This is a genomic window from Streptomyces sp. NPDC046335 (genome assembly GCF_055587985.1).
The window spans coordinates 626,574-644,933 of sequence record NZ_JBVJFF010000003.1 but is presented as its reverse complement, the minus strand read 5'-3'; the positions used below and the strand labels follow the sequence as shown (position 1 = coordinate 644,933).

General features: G+C 71.6%; 13 protein-coding genes. 9 read left to right on the top strand and 4 right to left on the bottom strand.

Translation table 11 applies throughout. The annotated features are described in order from the left end of the window. The first annotated feature begins 115 nt into the window (after positions 1 to 115). From ACZ6JY_RS09395 to ACZ6JY_RS09365, 7 genes are all read left to right on the top strand, one after another. On the top strand, positions 116 to 2,923 hold the full coding sequence (locus tag ACZ6JY_RS09395; RefSeq protein ID WP_469193875.1) for a DNA translocase FtsK: 2,808 nt from the start codon (positions 116 to 118) through the stop codon (positions 2,921 to 2,923). Positions 2,924 to 3,112: 189 nt separating this feature from the next. Further along, a complete protein-coding gene (locus tag ACZ6JY_RS09390; RefSeq protein ID WP_469193873.1) occupies positions 3,113 to 3,970 on the top strand; it encodes a helix-turn-helix domain-containing protein in 858 nt (285 codons plus the stop codon). Positions 3,971 to 4,107: 137 nt separating this feature from the next. After that, entirely contained in the window at positions 4,108 to 5,589 is a 1,482-nt protein-coding gene (gene rimO, locus ACZ6JY_RS09385; RefSeq protein ID WP_469193871.1) for a 30S ribosomal protein S12 methylthiotransferase RimO, read from the top strand. Continuing rightward, positions 5,586 to 6,281: a CDP-diacylglycerol--glycerol-3-phosphate 3-phosphatidyltransferase gene (gene pgsA / locus ACZ6JY_RS09380; RefSeq protein WP_469193869.1), complete on the top strand. Its 696-nt coding sequence runs from the start codon at positions 5,586 to 5,588 to the stop codon at positions 6,279 to 6,281. The genes rimO and pgsA overlap by 4 nt, the downstream gene beginning before the upstream one ends. 8 nt (positions 6,282 to 6,289) lie before the next feature. Further along, complete coding sequence (locus tag ACZ6JY_RS09375; RefSeq protein ID WP_469193867.1) at positions 6,290 to 6,946, top strand: CinA family protein; 657 nt, start codon at positions 6,290 to 6,292, stop codon at positions 6,944 to 6,946. Positions 6,947 to 7,055: 109 nt separating this feature from the next. Beyond that, positions 7,056 to 7,427 (top strand): helix-turn-helix domain-containing protein, encoded by a 372-nt coding sequence (locus ACZ6JY_RS09370; RefSeq protein ID WP_062782970.1) that lies wholly within the window; start codon positions 7,056 to 7,058, stop codon positions 7,425 to 7,427. Between the two features lie 249 nt (positions 7,428 to 7,676). Continuing rightward, on the top strand, positions 7,677 to 8,147 hold the full coding sequence (locus ACZ6JY_RS09365; protein ID WP_469193865.1) for a Dps family protein: 471 nt from the start codon (positions 7,677 to 7,679) through the stop codon (positions 8,145 to 8,147). Between the two features lie 402 nt (positions 8,148 to 8,549). Here the strand turns inward: ACZ6JY_RS09365 and ACZ6JY_RS09360 are convergent, their stop codons facing one another. The 4 genes from ACZ6JY_RS09360 to ACZ6JY_RS09345 form a co-directional block, all read right to left on the bottom strand. Beyond that, entirely contained in the window at positions 8,550 to 9,398 is an 849-nt protein-coding gene (locus tag ACZ6JY_RS09360; protein WP_469193863.1) for an SDR family NAD(P)-dependent oxidoreductase, read from the bottom strand. A 32-nt stretch (positions 9,399 to 9,430) separates the two neighbouring features. Further along, on the bottom strand, positions 9,431 to 10,255 hold the full coding sequence (locus ACZ6JY_RS09355) for a DNA-formamidopyrimidine glycosylase family protein (protein WP_469193861.1): 825 nt from the start codon (positions 10,253 to 10,255) through the stop codon (positions 9,431 to 9,433). Positions 10,256 to 10,532: 277 nt separating this feature from the next. Continuing rightward, positions 10,533 to 15,239 (bottom strand): ATP-dependent helicase, encoded by a 4,707-nt coding sequence (locus ACZ6JY_RS09350; RefSeq protein ID WP_469193859.1) that lies wholly within the window; start codon positions 15,237 to 15,239, stop codon positions 10,533 to 10,535. 250 nt (positions 15,240 to 15,489) lie between these two features. After that, a complete protein-coding gene (locus tag ACZ6JY_RS09345) occupies positions 15,490 to 16,464 on the bottom strand; it encodes a hypothetical protein (protein WP_469193857.1) in 975 nt (324 codons plus the stop codon). A 78-nt stretch (positions 16,465 to 16,542) separates the two neighbouring features. On the opposite strand from ACZ6JY_RS09345, the gene ACZ6JY_RS09340 reads away from it, so the two are divergent. Both ACZ6JY_RS09340 and ACZ6JY_RS09335 read left to right on the top strand, forming a co-directional pair. After that, positions 16,543 to 16,737, top strand: a complete 195-nt coding sequence (locus ACZ6JY_RS09340) for a DUF3046 domain-containing protein (protein ID WP_447040357.1) — start codon at positions 16,543 to 16,545, stop codon at positions 16,735 to 16,737. 104 nt (positions 16,738 to 16,841) lie between these two features. Next, positions 16,842 to 18,116 carry an AI-2E family transporter gene (locus tag ACZ6JY_RS09335; RefSeq protein WP_469193855.1) on the top strand — a complete coding sequence of 425 codons (1,275 nt, stop codon included), beginning with the start codon at positions 16,842 to 16,844 and terminating at the stop codon, positions 18,114 to 18,116. Positions 18,117 to 18,360 lie beyond the last annotated feature (244 nt).

The following is an 18,360-nucleotide window of genomic DNA, read 5'->3' as shown; positions in this document are numbered from 1 at the left end:
TCGCCCGGCGGGCCCGGTGAGCTTCCGTCAGTTCCCCGCCGCCGCAGGGCGACACAGACGGGTGAAGCAGTAGGCACACGTGTCCACAGAGGTCGACAAAGGTAACCTCACACACATGGCCTCACGTCAGCCCGCAGCCAAGAAGACGCCCGCGAAGAAGGCGGCAGCGCCGACGAAGGCTTTGGCGAAGAGGCCCGCCGCCAAACCGCCCGCCAAGAAGGCGGCAGCGAAGAAGGCGCCGGCGAAGAAAGCCGCCGCGAAGAAGCCCGCGCCCAAGCCGGCACCCAGCCCCACGGGGGGCGTGTACCGCATGGCGCGCGCCGTCTGGCTCGGCATCGCGCACGCGGTCGGAGCGATGTTCCGCGGCATAGGGCGCGGCGCCAAGGGGCTCGACCCCGCGCACCGCAAGGACGGCCTCGCGCTGCTGCTGCTCGGCGTCGCGCTGATCGTCGCCGCGGGCACCTGGTCGAATCTTCGGGGCCCGGTCGGTGACCTGGTGGAGATCCTGGTGACCGGCGCCTTCGGCCGTCTCGACCTGCTCGTGCCGCTGCTGCTCGGCGCCATCGCCGTACGGCTCATCCGCCACCCCGAGCGGCCCGAGGCGAACGGCCGGATCGTGATCGGCCTCTCCGCCCTGGTCATCGGCGTCCTCGGCCAGGTCCACATCGCGTGCGGCTCACCCGCCCGCAGCTCCGGCATGCAGGCGATAAGGGACGCGGGCGGCCTCATCGGCTGGGGCTCGGCCACGCCCCTGATCTTCACCATGGGCGAGATCCTCGCGGTGCCGCTCCTTGTGCTCCTCACCGTCTTCGGGCTGCTCGTCGTCACGGCGACGCCGGTCAACGCCATCCCGCAGCGGCTGCGGACCCTCGGCGTCAGGCTCGGCGTGGTCCATCCGGAGCCCGAGGCCGAGCTGTACGGCGACGACGAGGAGCGCTACGAGGAGCAGTGGCGCGAGGCGCTGCCCGCGCGGTCGCGGCGCCGCGCTCCGGCGCCCGACGCGTACGCCCCCGACCAGGCCGAGGAAGAGGCGCTCACCAAGCGCCGCAGGCCGCGCAGGGCCCCCGTACAGCCGGACATGAACCGGCCGATGGACGCCGTGGACGTGGCGGCAGCGGCGGCCGCCTCGCTCGACGGTGCCGTGCTGCACGGGATGCCGCCCTCGCCCCTGGTCGCCGACCTGACGCAGGGCGTGTCCGGGGAGCGCGAGGACCGGCGGGAGGAGCAAGCGCAGCCCGACGAGCGGGAGCGCACGGCGCCCGTGCCGAGCGCGCGCGCCACGGAGGCGCCGGCGCGCGACGCGGACGCCCCGGTGCCCGGCAAGCTGAAGAAGAAGCGGCAGAACGCGCAGGGAGCAGCCGAGAGCGCCGTTCCCGACCTCACCAAGTCCGCGCCCGACGCCCCCCGCGACCTGCCGCCGCGCGCCGAGCAGCTCCAGCTCGCCGGGGACATCACGTACTCACTGCCCGCGCTCGACCTGCTTGAGCGCGGTGGCCCCGGCAAGTCCCGCAGCGCCGCCAATGACGCGGTCGTGAGCTCCCTGTCGAACGTCTTTACGGAGTTCAAGGTCGACGCCAACGTCACCGGCTTCACCCGGGGGCCGACGGTCACGCGCTACGAGATCGAGCTGGGCCCCGCCGTGAAGGTCGAGAAGATCACGGCGCTCGCCAAGAACATCGCGTACGCCGTCGCGTCCCCGGACGTGCGGATCATCTCGCCCATCCCCGGGAAGTCCGCGGTCGGCATCGAGATCCCGAACTCCGACCGCGAGATGGTCAACGTGGGGGACGTGCTGCGGCTCGCGGACGCGGCCGAGGACGATCACCCGATGCTGGTGGCGCTCGGCAAGGACGTCGAGGGCGGCTTCGTCATGGCGAACATGGCGAAGATGCCGCACATCCTGGTCGCCGGTGCCACCGGCTCCGGCAAGTCCTCGTGCATCAACTGCCTGATCACCTCGATCATGATGCGGGCGACCCCCGAGGACGTACGGATGGTCCTGGTCGACCCCAAGCGCGTCGAGCTCACCGCGTACGAGGGCATCCCGCACCTGATCACGCCCATCATCACCAACCCGAAGAAGGCCGCGGAGGCGCTCCAGTGGGTCGTGCGCGAGATGGACCTGCGCTACGACGACCTCGCGGCCTTCGGCTACCGCCACATCGACGACTTCAACCGGGCCGTCCGCGAGGGCAAGCTCAAGACGCCGGAGGGCAGCGAGCGGGAGCTGCACGCCTATCCGTACCTGCTGGTGATCGTCGATGAGCTCGCCGACCTCATGATGGTCGCGCCGCGCGACGTGGAGGACTCCATCGTCCGCATCACCCAGCTCGCGCGCGCGGCCGGCATCCACCTGGTGCTCGCCACGCAGCGCCCCTCGGTCGACGTCGTGACCGGTCTGATCAAGGCGAACGTGCCCTCGCGGCTCGCCTTCGCGACCTCCTCGCTCGCCGACAGCCGGGTCATCCTCGACCAGCCGGGCGCGGAGAAGCTCATCGGCAAGGGCGACGGTCTGTTCCTGCCCATGGGGGCGAACAAGCCCACCCGTATGCAGGGCGCCTTCGTCACCGAGGACGAGATCCACGCGGTGGTCCAGCACTGCAAGGACCAGATGGCGCCCGTCTTCCGCGACGACGTGACCGTCGGCACCAAGCAGAAGAAGGAGATCGACGAGGACATCGGCGATGACCTCGATCTCCTCTGCCAGGCCGCTGAGCTGGTGGTTTCCACCCAGTTCGGGTCCACGTCGATGCTCCAGCGCAAGCTGCGCGTCGGTTTCGCCAAGGCCGGGCGGCTGATGGACCTCATGGAGTCGCGCAGCATCGTGGGCCCGAGCGAGGGCTCCAAGGCGCGTGACGTTCTCGTGAAACCCGACGAACTGGATGGCGTGCTCGCCGTGATCCGCGGGGAGGCTCACCCGTAAGGGTGTGGCAGGCAACCGTTTCCCCTCGACACACGTCAAGTTGAGGGAGAGAAGAGCATGATGTCGCACCATCGGTATGTCAGGCCATTCTGATGGCGTACAAAGTCCGTCCGTCCGGTTGCCCCACCCTTTCCGGGCCCCCCTAAACTGAACCTCCGGCAGGTGGCTACACGCTCGAAAGGCGCCCCCGTGTCCATCGGCAACTCCCCTGAAGACGACCGACCTTCAGACGACCGCCTCGACCGCCCCGACCGCCGGGCCGACGAGCCCTCCATCGGCCACGTCCTGCGCCAGGCACGCGTCAATGCCAGGTTGACGGTGGACGAAGTCAGTACGTCAACCCGGGTGCGTGTCCCGATCGTGCTCGCGATCGAAGAGGACGACTTCTCCCGGTGCGGCGGCGACGTGTACGCGCGCGGGCACATCAGGGCCCTGGCGCGCGCCGCCGGCCTCGATCCCGCCCCGCTGATCGCCCAGTACGACGCCGGGCACGGCGGCCACCCGCCCGCGCCCACACCGGCCGCGCCCCTGTTCGAGGCCGAGCGCATCCGCTCCGAACCGCGCAGGCCGAACTGGACCGCCGCCATGGTCGCCGCGATCGTCGCGGTGGTCGGCTTCGTCGGCTTCACCGCGTTCACCGGCGGCGACGACGAGAGCGGCGGCAAGAGGTCGATGGCCGAGGGTGCCGCCCCCGCCACCAGCAAGGCCGCCGAGAAGCCCAAGCCGAACAAGCCCGCCGACCCCAAGCCCGACCCCTCGGACAGCGCCATCGCCGGCGTCCCGCGCGACAAGGTCACGGTCAAGGTCACCGCCGCGGACGGCCGTAGCTGGATCTCCGCCAAGGACCACAGCGGCCGCACCCTCTTCGACGGCGTACTGGAAGCGGGCCAGGCCAAGACGTTCCAGGACAAGCAGAAGATCGACCTCATCCTGGGCGACGCGGGCGCGATCGAGCTGTACGTGAACGGCAAGCAGGTCGACAACGAATTCGAGCCCGGCCAGGTGGAGCGCCTCACGTACACGAAGGGCGACCCGGAGGTCGGCTGACCAGCCCCTCGCAGCCCGTGACCTGGGGCGTCGACCGGGCTGCGGTGACGGGCGGGTGAAGCGGCGCCGACCGGCGGCCGACCGCCCGGTAACCCTGGCGGCCGGGGTCGCGGCGCGGACAAAGTAGTCTTGAGAGCATGCCCGAACGCCGCACCGTCGCCCTTGTCACTCTTGGCTGCGCCCGTAACGAGGTGGACTCGGAGGAGCTCGCAGGCCGCTTGGAGGCGGATGGCTGGCAGCTCGTCGAGGACGCCGCGAACGCCGAAGTCGCCGTCGTCAACACCTGCGGCTTCGTCGAAGCCGCCAAGAAGGACTCCGTAGACGCCCTCCTCGAAGCGAATGATCTCAAGGGCCACGGCAAGACCCAGGCCGTCGTCGCGGTCGGCTGCATGGCCGAGCGGTACGGCAAGGAGCTCGCCGACGCGCTGCCCGAGGCCGACGGAGTGCTCGGGTTCGACGACTACTCCGACATCTCCAGCCGCCTCCAGACCATCCTGAACGGCGGCAGCGTCGAGGCCCACACCCCCCGCGACCGGCGCAAGCTCCTGCCGATCAGCCCGGCCGAGCGCCAGCTGGCCAAGGCGGACGTCGCGCTTCCGGGCCACGCGGACGCCGAGGCCCCCAAGGATCTGCCCGAGGGTGTCGCGCCCGCCTCCGGGCCGCGCGCGCCGCTGCGCCGCCGTCTCGGCTCCAACCCCGTCGCCTCCGTGAAGCTGGCCTCCGGCTGCGACCGGCGCTGCTCCTTCTGCGCCATCCCGTCCTTCCGCGGCTCCTTCATCTCGCGGCGGCCCTCCGACGTGCTCGGCGAGACCCGCTGGCTGGCCGAGCAGGGCGTCAAGGAGGTCATGCTCGTCTCCGAGAACAACACCTCGTACGGCAAGGACCTCGGCGACATCCGGCTCCTGGAGACGCTGCTGCCCGAGCTGGCGGCCGTCGACGGCATCGAGCGGGTCCGCGTCAGCTACCTCCAGCCCGCCGAGATGCGGCCCGGCCTCATCGACGTACTCACCTCCACGGAGAAGGTCGCCCCGTACTTCGACCTCTCCTTCCAGCACTCCGCGCCCGGCGTGCTGCGCGCCATGCGGCGCTTCGGGGACACCGACCGCTTCCTGGAGCTCCTCGGGACGATCCGCGCCAAGGCGCCGCAGGCCGGCGTCCGGTCCAACTTCATCGTCGGCTTCCCCGGCGAGAGCGAGGGCGACCTCGCCGAGCTGGAGCGTTTCCTCACCGGCGCGCGGCTGGACGCCATCGGCGTCTTCGGGTACTCCGACGAGGAGGGCACCGAAGCGGCCACGTACGCCGAGAAGCTGCCCCAGGACGTCGTCGACGAGCGGCTCGCGCACATCGCGCGGCTGGCCGAGGAGCTCACCTCGCAGCGTGCGGAGGAGCGGCTCGGGGAGACCGTAGAGGTCATGGTCGAGTCCCTCGACGAGGAGGACGGCCCGCTCGGCCGGGCCGCGCACCAGGCCCCGGAGACCGACGGCCAGATCCGCCTGACCGGCGCCGCGGCCGCCGACGGCGGGGCAGGCCTTGAGGTCGGCCGTATGGTCGTGGCAAAGGTCGTCGGCACGGAGGGCGTGGATTTGGTGGCCGAGTGTCTCGGGGAGGCCGGCAGATGACCGGAGTCCCGGCATCCGCGTCAGGCGGCTCCGGCGCCCAGGGCGCCGCGGGCGCCACGCCGGTGCGGGGCGGAAAGCTGGGGGCCGCGGCCGTCAACCAGGCCAGCCTCTGGAACGTGGCCAACCTGCTGACCATGGCCAGGCTCCTTCTCGTGCCCGGCTTCGTGATGCTGCTGCTCGGCAACGGCGGGTACGACCCGGCCTGGCGGTCGTTCGCCTGGGCCGCCTTCGCCGTCGCCATGATCACCGATCTCTTCGACGGACACCTGGCACGCACGTACAACCTGGTCACGGACTTCGGGAAGATCGCCGACCCGATCGCCGACAAGGCGATCATGGGCGCCGCGCTGATCTGCCTTTCCTGGCTCGGTGACCTGCCCTGGTGGGTGACCGGGGTGATCCTCGGCCGCGAGCTCGGGATCACGCTGCTGCGCTTCTGGGTGATCCGTTACGGAGTGATCCCGGCCAGCCGCGGCGGCAAGATGAAGACGCTGGCGCAGGGCACGGCCGTCGGGATGTACGTCCTGGCGCTGACCGGGCCGCTCGCCACGCTGCGGTTCTGGGTCATGGGCGTCGCCGTGCTGCTGACCGTGGTGACCGGCCTGGACTATGTGAAGCAGGCGATCGTGCTGCGCAGGCAGGGCCGGGCCGAGGAGCGCCTGGCGGCGTCGTCGGCGGAGGCCGGGCAGTGACGTCGGGAATGTCAGGAACGTCGGGAACCCGGCCTGCGGTCGCCGCGAGCGAGCTGGTGCGGCTTCTGGCCGCACGCGGCGAGACGCTGGTCGTCGCCGAGTCGCTCACGGGCGGTCTGGTGGCGGCCGAGCTCACGGCCGTTCCGGGAGCCTCCAAGGTCTTCCGGGGATCCGTGACGGCGTACGCCACGGACCTGAAGCGGGATGTACTCGGCGTCGACGGCAAGCTCCTCGACGAGCGCGGAGCCGTGGACGCGGAGGTCGCGCGGCAGATGGCCCACGGCGTACGCGGGATGCTCGGGGCCGACTGGGGGATCGCCACCACCGGGGTCGCGGGCCCTGAGCCACAGGACGGCCAGGCCGTGGGGACCGTCTTCGTGGCGGTCGCCGGACCGGCGACCGTCGCGGACAGTGGCCAAACGCGACCGGAAGTCACCGCTGCGGGGCTGGATCAAGCCGTAGGCGAGCCCGGGAAGGCGCCGACGGGCGGTTACGCCCTTGGCGGACCCGGCGGGAATGTGGCCGCCCTGCGGTTGAACGGTGACCGGGCGGAAATCCGTAGGGAGAGTGTACGGAGCGTGCTCACGCTGCTCCTTGAGCGGCTCTCGGGCGAACGGGCCGGGTACGGGCGGGCACAGGATACGGAACAGAACGGGGGGAATTGATGTTTGCAGCCCTGAGTGAACACGACATCGCTCCCCGCACGGCCGCCGCGCAAGGCGGTACGGTGGGGCGTGAAGGATGCGGCTACGCGGTCCGAGGAGGGAGCCACCGATGATTCTGCTCCGTCGCCTGCTTGGTGACGTGCTGCGTCGGCAGCGCCAGCGCCAGGGCCGTACTCTGCGCGAAGTCTCCTCGTCCGCCCGAGTCTCGCTCGGCTATCTCTCCGAGGTGGAGCGGGGGCAGAAGGAGGCATCCTCCGAGCTGCTTTCCGCGATCTGCGACGCGCTTGACGTACGGATGTCCGAGCTCATGCGTGAAGTGAGCGATGAACTGTCGCTCGCCGAGCTGGCTGAGTCTGCTGCGGCGGAACCGGTGCGCGCGCCGGTTCGCCCGATGCTCAATTCCGTCTCCGTGGCCGGTGTGCCACCGGAACGGGTGACGATCAAGGCGCCCGCCGAGGCGGTGGACGTCGTCGCGGCATGACGCCGAGCGCCATGTGCGTGTGAAGGTCCCGACCGGGTACCCGGTCGGGACCTTTCTCTTTCCCGGGGACCAAGGTCCTGTGTGGATTTCTCCTGACGGGATAGGAGATACCTCGAACGGTCGAATTGGCCTACTCAGCCGAATTGGCCTACTTATGCCATGGTGGCCATGGTTGTGACAGTTTCTCTCGATCGCTGATGATCTCGTTCGTCGATGATCTCTCGATCGCTGATGACTTGGAGGAGACAGATGTACGTCACCAAGAGCCCGCTGTCCGACGCGGATCAGAAGACGGTCGCGGAGGCGCTGCAGGGCGCGCTGGTGGACCTGGTGGACCTGTCCCTCGTGGCCAAGCAGGTGCACTGGAACGTGATCGGTCCGCGCTTCCGTTCGGTACATCTGCAGCTCGACGAGGTCGTGGACACCGCCAGGCAGCACTCCGACACCGTGGCGGAGCGCGCCTCGACGCTCGGCATCTCGCCCGACGGGCGTGCGGCGACGGTGGCGCAGAGCAGCGGTATCGGCAAGATCCCCGAGGGCTGGGTCAAGGACTCGGACGCCATCGGGGTGCTCGTGGACGCCCTCGGCGCGGTGATCACGCGATTCCGTGAGCGGGTCGAGACGACGGACAAGCCCGACCCCGTCACGCAGGACATCTTCATCTCCATCACGGCGGACCTGGAGAAGCATCACTGGATGTTCCAGGCCGAGAACAGCTGAGGCCTGGTGACGTCTTGGGTGGTGCGCCGTCGTGAACATGAGGTCGGCGGCGCGCCCTCCCAAGGGTGAGGCCGGCGGTACGCCCTCGCGAGGGGTGGTCCCGGGGGCTAGCGTCGGTCTCGCGCCGAGCGGGAGGTGGCAGCCGTGATATCCGTGAGCGGGACCGTCGCGTGGCGGGCGATACGTTGGGTGCCCGCTCTGGGGTTCGGTGCGCTGTGGTGGTGGGGCGTGCTGCGCCTCGCCCTCGCCCCCGACGCCGGGGCCCTTGAGGGAGTGGTCGCCGCCGGGGGGTGGGGGTTGAGCCTGCTTCCGGTCCACTGTGTGCCGGAGGCCAAGGCCGTGGGGGCACGGGCCTGGCGACGGCGTGAGCGGGGGCGCGGGCGGGGGTTCGGGGGGTCGGAATCACCACGGCATGGCGACGCCGCCGTTGGGGCGGAGGATCTGGCCGGTCGTGAAGGCTGAGGCGTCGGACGCCAGGTACAGCACCGCGTGCGCGATGTCCTCCGCTTCCCCCACACGGCCCAGCGGGGCCATACGTTTCATGATCTTCTCGGTACTTGCCTGGGCCTCGCGGTCGTGGCGATCGGTCATGGGGGTACGGATCCAGCCCGGCGCCACGGCGTTGACGCGGATGCCGTGCGGGCCGACTTCCGTGGCCAGGGTCTTGGTGAGCTGCACCACCGCCGCCTTCGCCACGCCGTAACAGAGGAGGCCGGGGGCGCCGGTGTCTATGGCTCCTGAGGCCATGGTGACGATGCTGGGGCCGACAGGAGCGGCGGGGCCGGCGGGGCTGGCGGGGGCGCCTTCGGCGGGGGTTCTGGTGGCCGCTTCGGAGGTTGCCCCGATCATGGTGCGGGCCGCGGCCTGGCAGGCGTACAGGACGCCCTTGAAGTTGATGTCCAGGACGCGGTCGAGGTCCTCGACGCGGGTCTCCAGGACCGGGCTGCTGTGCATGACACCGGCGATGGCCGCCATGATGTCGAGCCCGCCGCGGGGCGCGTTGGCCGCGGCGCTCGCGACGGCCTGATCGACCTGGGCCTTGTCGGAGACGTCGAGCTGGTGGGTGTGGGCGGAGCCGCCCGCAGCCTTGATGAGCGTGGCGGTCTCATGGAGTCCCTGCGGGTCGACGTCGGCGCAGTGGACGGTGGCGCCCGCCTCCGCGAGGAGCAGGGCCGACGCCCGGCCGATGCCGCTGGCGGCGCCGGTGACGAATGCGGTGCGTCCGGTGAGGTCGTACGCCGTGACGGGCATGACGGGACGGTACGACTGGACCTGACGGGGCGTCAACTACCGGTTCGGGCGGTTCCTTCCGGGGCCGGACCCCGTTGGCAGGTGGGGCACCAGTACGTGGGGCGGCTGCGGGAGCCGTCGCCCTGCTCGGCCAGGCGGATGGGGGTGCCGCACCGCAGGCAGGGGCGGCGCGCGCGGCCGTAGACGTAGAGGCGGTGGCCGGGGCGCGCGCGGCCGGTGGTGGTACGGCTCGGCTGGTTGCGGTTCACCTCGAGGAGCTTCTTCGACAGGGCGGGAACGTGGTGCGCGACCTCCTCCGTCAGCTCGCCCACCGTGGTCCACGGGGTGACGCCCAGGAGGAAGCAGAGCTCGCACTTGAACACATTGCCCACGCCCGCGAGGACCCGCTGGTCGAGAACCGCCTCGCCGAGGGCGCGCTCCGGTTCCGCCAAGAGGTTGGCCAGCGCCAGCTCGGGGTCCCAGTCCGGCCCGAGCAGGTCGGGGCCCAGGTGGCCCACGGCCTTCTCCTCCTCGGCGGTGCGGAGCAGTTCGAGTACGGGCAGGCGGTACCCGACGGCGGTGTGCTCGGCGTTGCCCACGATGGCCCGGATCTGGTGCGCAGGGCCGCCGCTCCACCGCTCGCCCGGGGCGAAGACCCGCCAGGAACCGTCCATGCGGAGGTGGGAGTGCAGGGTGAGCCCACCCTCGATACGAGTCAGGAGGTGCTTGCCACGCGGCGTCACGTCGAGGACGGTGCGCCCCGTGAGGTCGACGGTCGCGAGCTTGGGCACGCGGAGATCGGACCGCGTGATGGCACGCCCCGCGAGGGCGGCATGCAGCCGCTGAGCTGCCATGTAGACGGTATCTCCTTCGGGCATGCGTCATCTCCTTCGGGCATGCGTCAAGGGTGGCATGGCGGGGGCGGTGGGGCGTGGGAGGCGTGAGGGCGGCCGCGGGGATGGTCCGGGCGGTCATCGTGTGGGGCTGTGGGGCTGTGGTGCTGTGGTGCCGTAGAGCCGTAGAGCCGTAGAGCCGTAGAGCCGTAGAGCCGTAGAGCCGTGGTGCTGTGGAGCCGTGGCGTGGGCGAGTGACCCTTGTGGCGGCACGTGGCCTCCGGGTGCGTTGCCCCCCCGGCACACCGCCCCCGCGCCTCCTCTATGCCCGCAGCCGCAGCCCCCGGGGTGTGGCGTGGAAGCCTGCTCCTTCCAGGAGGGGGGCGAAGGGGGAGGTCAGGGCGGCTTCGGCGTTGATCCGCTCCACCGTGACCGTGCCGAGGGCGCCCGCTCGGGCGGCCGATGCCAGGGCCTCGGTGGCGGCCTGGAGGCGCTGGTCCCGTGTGACCGGTTCCTCGGGTGAGGCGGGCCAGGCCAGGAGGGTCTTGCCGCCGCGCTCCATGTAGAGCGTCAGGTCGCCGTCGACCAGGACGACGAGGGAACCCGCCTTGCGGCCGGGCTTGTGGCTCGAACCCGTCGGAGGCTCGGGCCAGGGAAGGGCGGCCCCGTACGCGTTGGCGGGGTCGGCGGCGGCGAGGACCACGGCTGACCGGGCGTCGGAGGGGCGTGTGCCGTCCACGCTCTCCCGGGAGTTCGCCGTGGCGCGCAGGCGGTCCACCGCGCCGTCCATCGCGAACTGGGCGGCGCCGAGTCCCTCCACCACATAACCCCGCCGGGCCTGCCCGCTGTCCTCGAAGGCGGACAGCACGCGGTACGTGGCCGAGAAGCCGCCCTCGACACCCTCGGCCGCCACGGCACCCCGCGTGACCACACCGTGCCGGTCCAGAAGGGTGCGCGCCAGGGCGTGCGCGCGCAGCGTCCGGTCGGGCTCGCGCGGGGGCAGCAGCGACCAGCGGCCCGCCACTGTCGGGGGGCCGGAACGGGAGACCGCACGGGCCGCCCCGAGGCCACCGGAGCGGGCGGCGGCGGTGAGGCTGCCGTAGCGTCCACGCGGGACGTTGCGCTTGGCGCGGTGAGCGGTGGCGCCCGCGGTACGGCCCGAACCGAGCAGGGAGCGCATCGGCGTGAGCGTGTCGTTCGTGAGCAGGCCCGACCAGGCCAGCTCCCAGATCGTGTCGGCCAGTTGCGGGTCGGACGCCTCCGGATGCGTGGTGGCGCGGATCTGGTCGGCGATCTGGCGGAAGAAGAGGCCGTACCCCCCGGAGAGGGTGTCAAGGACCGACTGATGCAGGGCGGTGAGCTCCAGCGGGTGCGGCGGCGGCAGGAGCAGCGGCGCCGCGTCGGCCAGGTAGAGGGAGACCCACCCGTCCTTGCCCGGCAGCGAACCCGCCCCGGCCCAGATCACCTCGCCGGCCGTGGTCAGCTCGTCGAGCATGGCCGCGTGGTACCCCGAAACGCGTGACGGCAGCACGAGCTTCTCCAGCGCGGACGCGGGCACGGTCGCGCCCTGCAGTTGCTCGATGGCACGGACCAGACCGTCGATGCCGCGCAGGCCGTGCCCGCTCAGGTGCTGCCACTGGGGCAGGAACTGGGCGAGCGCGGAGGGCGGCACCGGTTCCAGCTCGTGCCGCAGGGCCGCCAGGGAGCGGCGGCGCAGACGGCGCAGCACCGCGGCGTCGCACCACTCCTGGCCGATGCCCGCCGGGTGGAACTCTCCCTGTACGACACGCCCGTTCGCCGCGAGGCGTTGCAGCGCGCCCTCCGTGACCGCGGCTCCGAGGCCGAAGCGGGCGGCGGCGGCCGCGGTCGTGAACGGGCCGTGCGTGCGCGCGAAGCGGGCCAGAAGGTCCCCGAGCGGGTCCTTGACCGGCTCGGTGAACGCTTCGGGGACGCCCACGGGCAGGGCCGTGCCGAGGGCGTCGCGCAGCCGGCCCGCGTCCTCGATCGCCGCCCAGTGGTCGGCCCCCGCGACCCGGACCCGGATGGCCCGGCGGGCGGAGGCCAGCTCCTCGGTCCACTCCGGCTCGGCGCCGCGCTCGGCAAGCTCGGCCGCGGTGAGCGGACCGAGGAGACGCAGCAGGTCCGCCACGCCCTCGGAGTCCTTGATCCGGCGGTCCTCCGTACGCCACTGAAGCTCCTGCTCCAGCTCCGCGAGGACGTCCGCGTCGAGGAGCTCGCGCAGCTCCGCCTGGCCGAGGAGCTCCGCCAGCAGGTGGGAGTCCAGGGACAGGGCCGCCGCGCGCCGCTCGGCGAGGGGGGAGTCGCCCTCGTACAGGAACTGCGCCACGTACCCGAACAGGAGTGAGCGGGCGAAGGGGGAGGGCTCGGGGGTGGTGACCTCGACGAGGCGGACGCTGCGGGACTCGATGTCGCCCATCAGTTCCGTGAGACCCGGTACGTCGAAGACGTCCTGGAGGCATTCTCTGACCGCCTCGAGGACGATCGGGAAGGAGCCGAACTCGCTCGCCACCTCGAGCAGCTGCGCGGCCCGCTGCCGCTGCTGCCACAGCGGCGTGCGCTTGCCCGGGCTGCGGCGGGGCAGCAGCAGCGCGCGGGCGGCGCACTCACGGAAGCGCGCGGCGAACAGGGCGGACCCGCCGACCTGATCGGTGACGATCTGGTTGACCTCGCCCTTGTCGAAGACGACGTCGCCCGCGCCGACCGGGGCCTTCTCCGCGTCGTACTCGACGGAGGGCTCGGAGGGGTCCTGGTCGAGCAGGTCGAGGCTCATCAGGTCGGCGTCCGGCAGCCGCAGCACGATGCCGTCGTCGGCGTGCATGACCTGCGCGTCCATGCCGTACCGCTCGGTCAGACGGGCGGCCAGGGCGAGGGCCCACGGAGCGTGCACCTGGGCGCCGAAGGGGGAGTGCACGACGACCCGCCAGTCGCCCAGCTCGTCCCGGAACCGCTCGACGACGATCGTGCGGTCGTCCGGGATGTGCCCGCAGGCCTCGCGCTGCTCGGCGAGGTACGCCAGGACGTTGTCGGCGGCCCAGTCGTCGAGTCCCGCGGCGAGCAGCCGCACGCGCGCGTCCTCCTTGGAGAGGGCGCCGACCTCCCTGAGGAAGGCGCCGAGCGCGCGGCCCAGCTCCAGCGGGCGGCCCAGCTGATCCCCCTTCCAGAAGGGCAGTCGGCCGGGGACGCCGGGGGCGGGGGAGACGAGGACGCGGTCCCGGGTGATGTCCTCGATGCGCCAGGAGCTGGTGCCGAGCGTGAAGACGTCGCCCACCCGGGACTCGTACACCATCTCCTCGTCGAGCTCCCCGACGCGGCCGCCGCCCTTCTTCGGGTCGGCGCCGGCGAGGAAGACGCCGAAGAGACCGCGGTCGGGGATCGTGCCTCCGGAGGTGACCGCGAGGCGCTGCGCGCCCGGCCGCCCGGTGATGGTGCCCGCGACACGGTCCCACACCACGCGCGGACGCAGCTCCGCGAAGGCGTCCGAGGGATAGCGGCCCGCGAGCATGTCCAGGACGGCCGTGAACGCGGACTCCGGCAGCGAGGCGAAGGAGGCGGACCTGCGCACCACGGCGAGGAGATCGTCGACCTGCCAGGTGTCGAGCGCGACCATCGCCACCAACTGCTGCGCGAGCACGTCCAGGGGATTGGCCGGGATGCGCAGCGACTCGATGGAGCCGGTCCGCATCCGCTCCGTGACGACGGCGGCCTGCACCAGGTCGCCCCGGTACTTGGGGAAGACGACGCCGGTGGAGACCGCGCCCACTTGGTGACCCGCCCGGCCGACGCGCTGCAGCCCGGAGGCGACGGACGGCGGCGACTCCACCTGGATGACCAGGTCGACGGCGCCCATGTCGATGCCGAGCTCCAGGCTGGAGGTGGCGACCACGGCCGGCAGCCTGCCGGCCTTCAAGTCCTCCTCGACCTGCGAGCGCTGCTCCTTGGAGACCGAGCCGTGGTGGGCACGGGCAAGGACGGGCGGGGCACCCTTGGCCGCGCCGGCCTCGGCCATCAGCTCCGCGGGGGAGTGGTCCTCGGGGAGGGACTCACCGGTCGCTCTCTCGTACGCGATTTCGTTGAGGCGGTTGCACAGGCGCTCGGCAAGGCGGCGGGAGTTGGCGAAGACGATCGTCGAGCGGTGCGCCTGGACGAGGTCGGTGATGCGCTCCTCGACATGCGGCCAGATCGACGGGCGCTCCGCCTGCCCGCTCCCGCCCGTGCCGTCGCCCGCGTCGGCCGCCGGGGAGCCGCCCAACTCGCCGAGGTCCTCGACCGGAACGACCACGGAGAGGTCGAACTCCTTGCCCGAGGGCGGCTGAACGATCTCCACCTTGCGTTTCGGGGAGAGATAGCGGGCCACCTCGTCCACCGGCCGCACCGTCGCCGACAGGCCGATCCGGCGCGCGGGCTTCGGCAGCAGCTCGTCGAGCCGCTCCAGGGACAGTGCCAGGTGGGCGCCGCGCTTGGTGCCCGCCACCGCGTGCACCTCGTCGAGGATGATCGTCTCGATGCCGGTGAGCGCTTCCCGCGTGGCCGACGTGAGCATCAGGAAGAGCGATTCGGGTGTCGTGATCAGGATGTCCGGCGGGCGGGTCGCCAGGGCCCGGCGCTCGGCGGCCGGGGTGTCGCCCGACCGGATGCCCACCCGCACCTCGGGTTCGGGCCGGCCGAGGCGCACGGACTCCTGGCGGATACCGGTCAGCGGACTGCGCAGATTGCGCTCGACGTCGACCGCGAGCGCCTTCAGGGGTGAGACGTACAGGACGCGGCAGCGCTTCTTCGGGTCCGCGGGCGGCCGGACCGAGGCGAGCTGGTCGAGCGCGGCCAGGAACGCGGCCAGGGTCTTGCCGGAGCCCGTGGGCGCGACGACCAGCACGTCGGAGCCCTCGGCGATGGCCTTCCACGCGCCGGCCTGGGCGGAGGTGGGCGCGGAGAAGGCCCCCGCGAACCAACTGCGGGTCGCGGGGGAGAAACCGTCGAGGGCGCCGTCGGCGCCGGACGCAGAGCTGACCATGCCCCCCATCGTGCACCCCGCCACTGACAACGGCGCTGACCTGCGCGATCGGCGTTCCGCGGCGGTGCGGTCGCCCCGGCGAGAGAACCGCGCTTGCCGCAGCGGTTCTCCGCGTACACCCCGCCGCGGCCGGGCCCCGCCCGTTGCCGGGCTGCCCCCCGTTGCCACCGCCGCGGGCGGGCACCGCGTCCGCCGCTACCGCCGCAATCACCTGGCGGAAGACCGTCGAGCGGACGCCGAGAACGCTCCGTCAGCCGATGGCCCGTCCATACGCCCGGAGCGTGAGCAGGGCCTCGATGGTCACGATCGGGCGGGACTCCAGAGCCGTGCCCGGCGCCCACTGGCGCCACCGGACGGGCCAGCCGCCGTCCTCCTGCTGCTCCCGCTCCAGGAAGTCCAGCGAGCGTCGCATCTCGGCGTCCGTGAACCACGCGCGTGCCAGCGATTCGGGCGTCCTCGCGAAATCGTGCGCGAAGTGGTGCTCGCCCGGCGCGTACCCCGAAGACACCGGGTACGCGTCGAGGTCCGACGGATCGAGCGCCACGAGGCGCTGCTCGCGTACGAGACGGCCGAGCCGGTCGGCGGCCACCCGCGCGCGCGGGCGGTCGGGTACGCCGTCGAGGAAGGCGACGGCGGCATGGACCTCGTAGGGATGGGTCTTCTCCAGCGACTCGACGGCCGCCCAGCAGAAGTCCGTGGCCCGGAAGAGCCATGCGTGCCACACGTCGTTGCGGTGCAGGAGACCGACCACGGGTCCGGTGGCGAGCAGCTCGCCGGGCGGGTCGTCGACGATGGGAACGAACGGTGCCGCCGGGTAGCCCCGTTGGCTGGGATGGATCGCCGGGAGCGCGCCCTCGGGCGTCGAGACCGAGGTGAGGTAGCGGCACACGCGGTCCGCCCGCTGCCCGCCGCAGCGCCGGATGGAGTCCAGGACGCGCAGCGCGTGGCCGGCGTGCAGCGGCTGGCTGACGGGGCCGCGCAGGTCGGGTTCGAGCCCGTGGGCGTAGCCCCCGTCCGCGGTGCCGTACGCGTTCAGAGCGGCTTCCACGGCATCCGCGGTCTGTTTGCTGTCCCCACCGGCCGCCCCCGGGGCGAAGTGGTGTGTGAACCGTCGCTGCTCGAGGACGCGCGCGGTGAGCCAGACGAAGTGCTCGGCCCGGGCGACCGGGGGGAGTGCCGCATCGGGGTGTGGCACTGAGTCGGGGGATGCTCCGGTTTCAGCCATGGACCGACCGTAGGGCGGAAAGCGTTCTCGGTGAGCCCCCTGCGCCGGGCTGCACTCCCAGAGCGGGATACTGGAGGCATGCGGTTGACGGTCTTCTGGCAGCGGATGGCGGAGCACTTCGGAGCGGGGTACGCCGATTCCTTCGCGCGCGACCACGTGATGGCGGAGCTCGGCGGCCGTACGGTCCACGAGGCGTTGGACACGGGCTGGGACGCGAAGGATGTCTGGCGTGCGGTCTGCGCGGCCATGGACGTACCGCCCGAAAAGCGCTGAACACGGACGGTTCCGTGCCGCCGAGAGGCGCCACGCGCGCGTGAGCCCGTACCAAGATGCGGGGGTGGCGTCCGATCCCCCACGGCGTGGGCGAGACTGACCCCGTGGCACCCACAGACGAGACCGCGCAGGTCACCAAGGACACCGCTTCCCCCGGCACGACGCCGCCCGCACAGCCCCCCGGCGGGGCCGAGGCAGGGTTTGGCGCCCGCATGCCGCGGTGGCTGCCGCGTGCCATGGTGCTCGCCCTCGCGCTCATCGCCTGCTTCCAACTGGGCAGCTGGGCCTTCCACCAGCTCACCGGGTTGTTGATCAACGTGTTGATCGCGTTCTTCCTGGCGCTCGCGGTAGAGCCCGCGGTGAGCTGGATGGCGGCCCGCGGACTGCGCAGGGGCTTCGCGACGTTCATCGTCTTCATGGGTGTCGTGATCGCGAGCGCCGGCTTCGTCACCTTGATGGGCTCGATGCTCGCCAGCCAGATCGTGGACATGGTGGAGGACTTCCCCGACTACCTCGACAAGGTCATCAGCTGGACGAACCAGACGTTCCACACGGACCTCTCCCGTTTCGAGGTCCAGGACAGCCTCGTCCACTCCGACTGGCTGCGTAAGTACGTGCAGAACAGCGCCAGCGGTGTCCTCGACGTCTCCGCGCAGGTCCTCGGTGGCCTCTTCCAGCTCCTGACGATCCTGCTGTTCTCGTTCTACTTCGCGGCCGACGGACCGCGGCTGCGGCGCGCGCTGTGCTCGGTGCTGCCGCCGGCCAAGCAGGCCGAGGTGCTGCGTGCCTGGGAGATCGCGGTCGACAAGACCGGCGGCTATCTCTACTCCCGCGGTCTGATGGCACTGATCTCCGGGATCGCGCACTACATCCTGCTCCAGGCGCTGGACGTGCCCTACGCGCCCGTGCTGGCCGTGTGGGTGGGTCTGGTCTCCCAGTTCATCCCCACGATCGGCACGTATCTGGCGGGCGCCCTGCCGATGCTGATCGCCTTCACGGTCAACCCCTGGTACTCGCTCTGGGTGCTGATCTTCGTCGTGGTCTACCAGCAGTTCGAGAACTATCTGCTCCAGCCCAAGCTCACCGCCAAGAGCGTGGACATCCATCCGGCGGTCGCCTTCGGCTCGGTCGTCGCGGGGACGGCGCTCCTCGGAGCGGTGGGCGCCCTCGTCGCCATCCCGGCCATCGCGACTCTTCAGGCCTTCCTCGGTGCGTACGTGAAGAGGTACGACGTCACGGACGACCCCCGGGTGCACGGGCACCGGCGCCGGGGCGGGCCGCCCCTCGTCGAGCGCGTGCGGCGCGCCCTGCGGGGGCCGAACCGACCGGGGGCGGCGGCGGAGTCCGAGACGCGGCCGAAGCCGGACGAGCGGCGGTAGATCCCCGCTGCACGGGCACGCCGGCCCCTGCGGGAGGGGCGGCGTGCCACGCTTGACACCGAAATCGAACATCCATTCTCATGGGTTGTCCGACGGCGATTTTCCGCAGGTGGGCAGGGAGAACCCTGGCAGGCTCCGGAGGATTTCGGCGAGAGATGGCCTTCAGTTATCCACAGGCTGGACGGGCGTCGGGGCGGATTGTCAGTGGCAGGCGTTAGCGTCTTTGACGTGAAGCGATCGACTC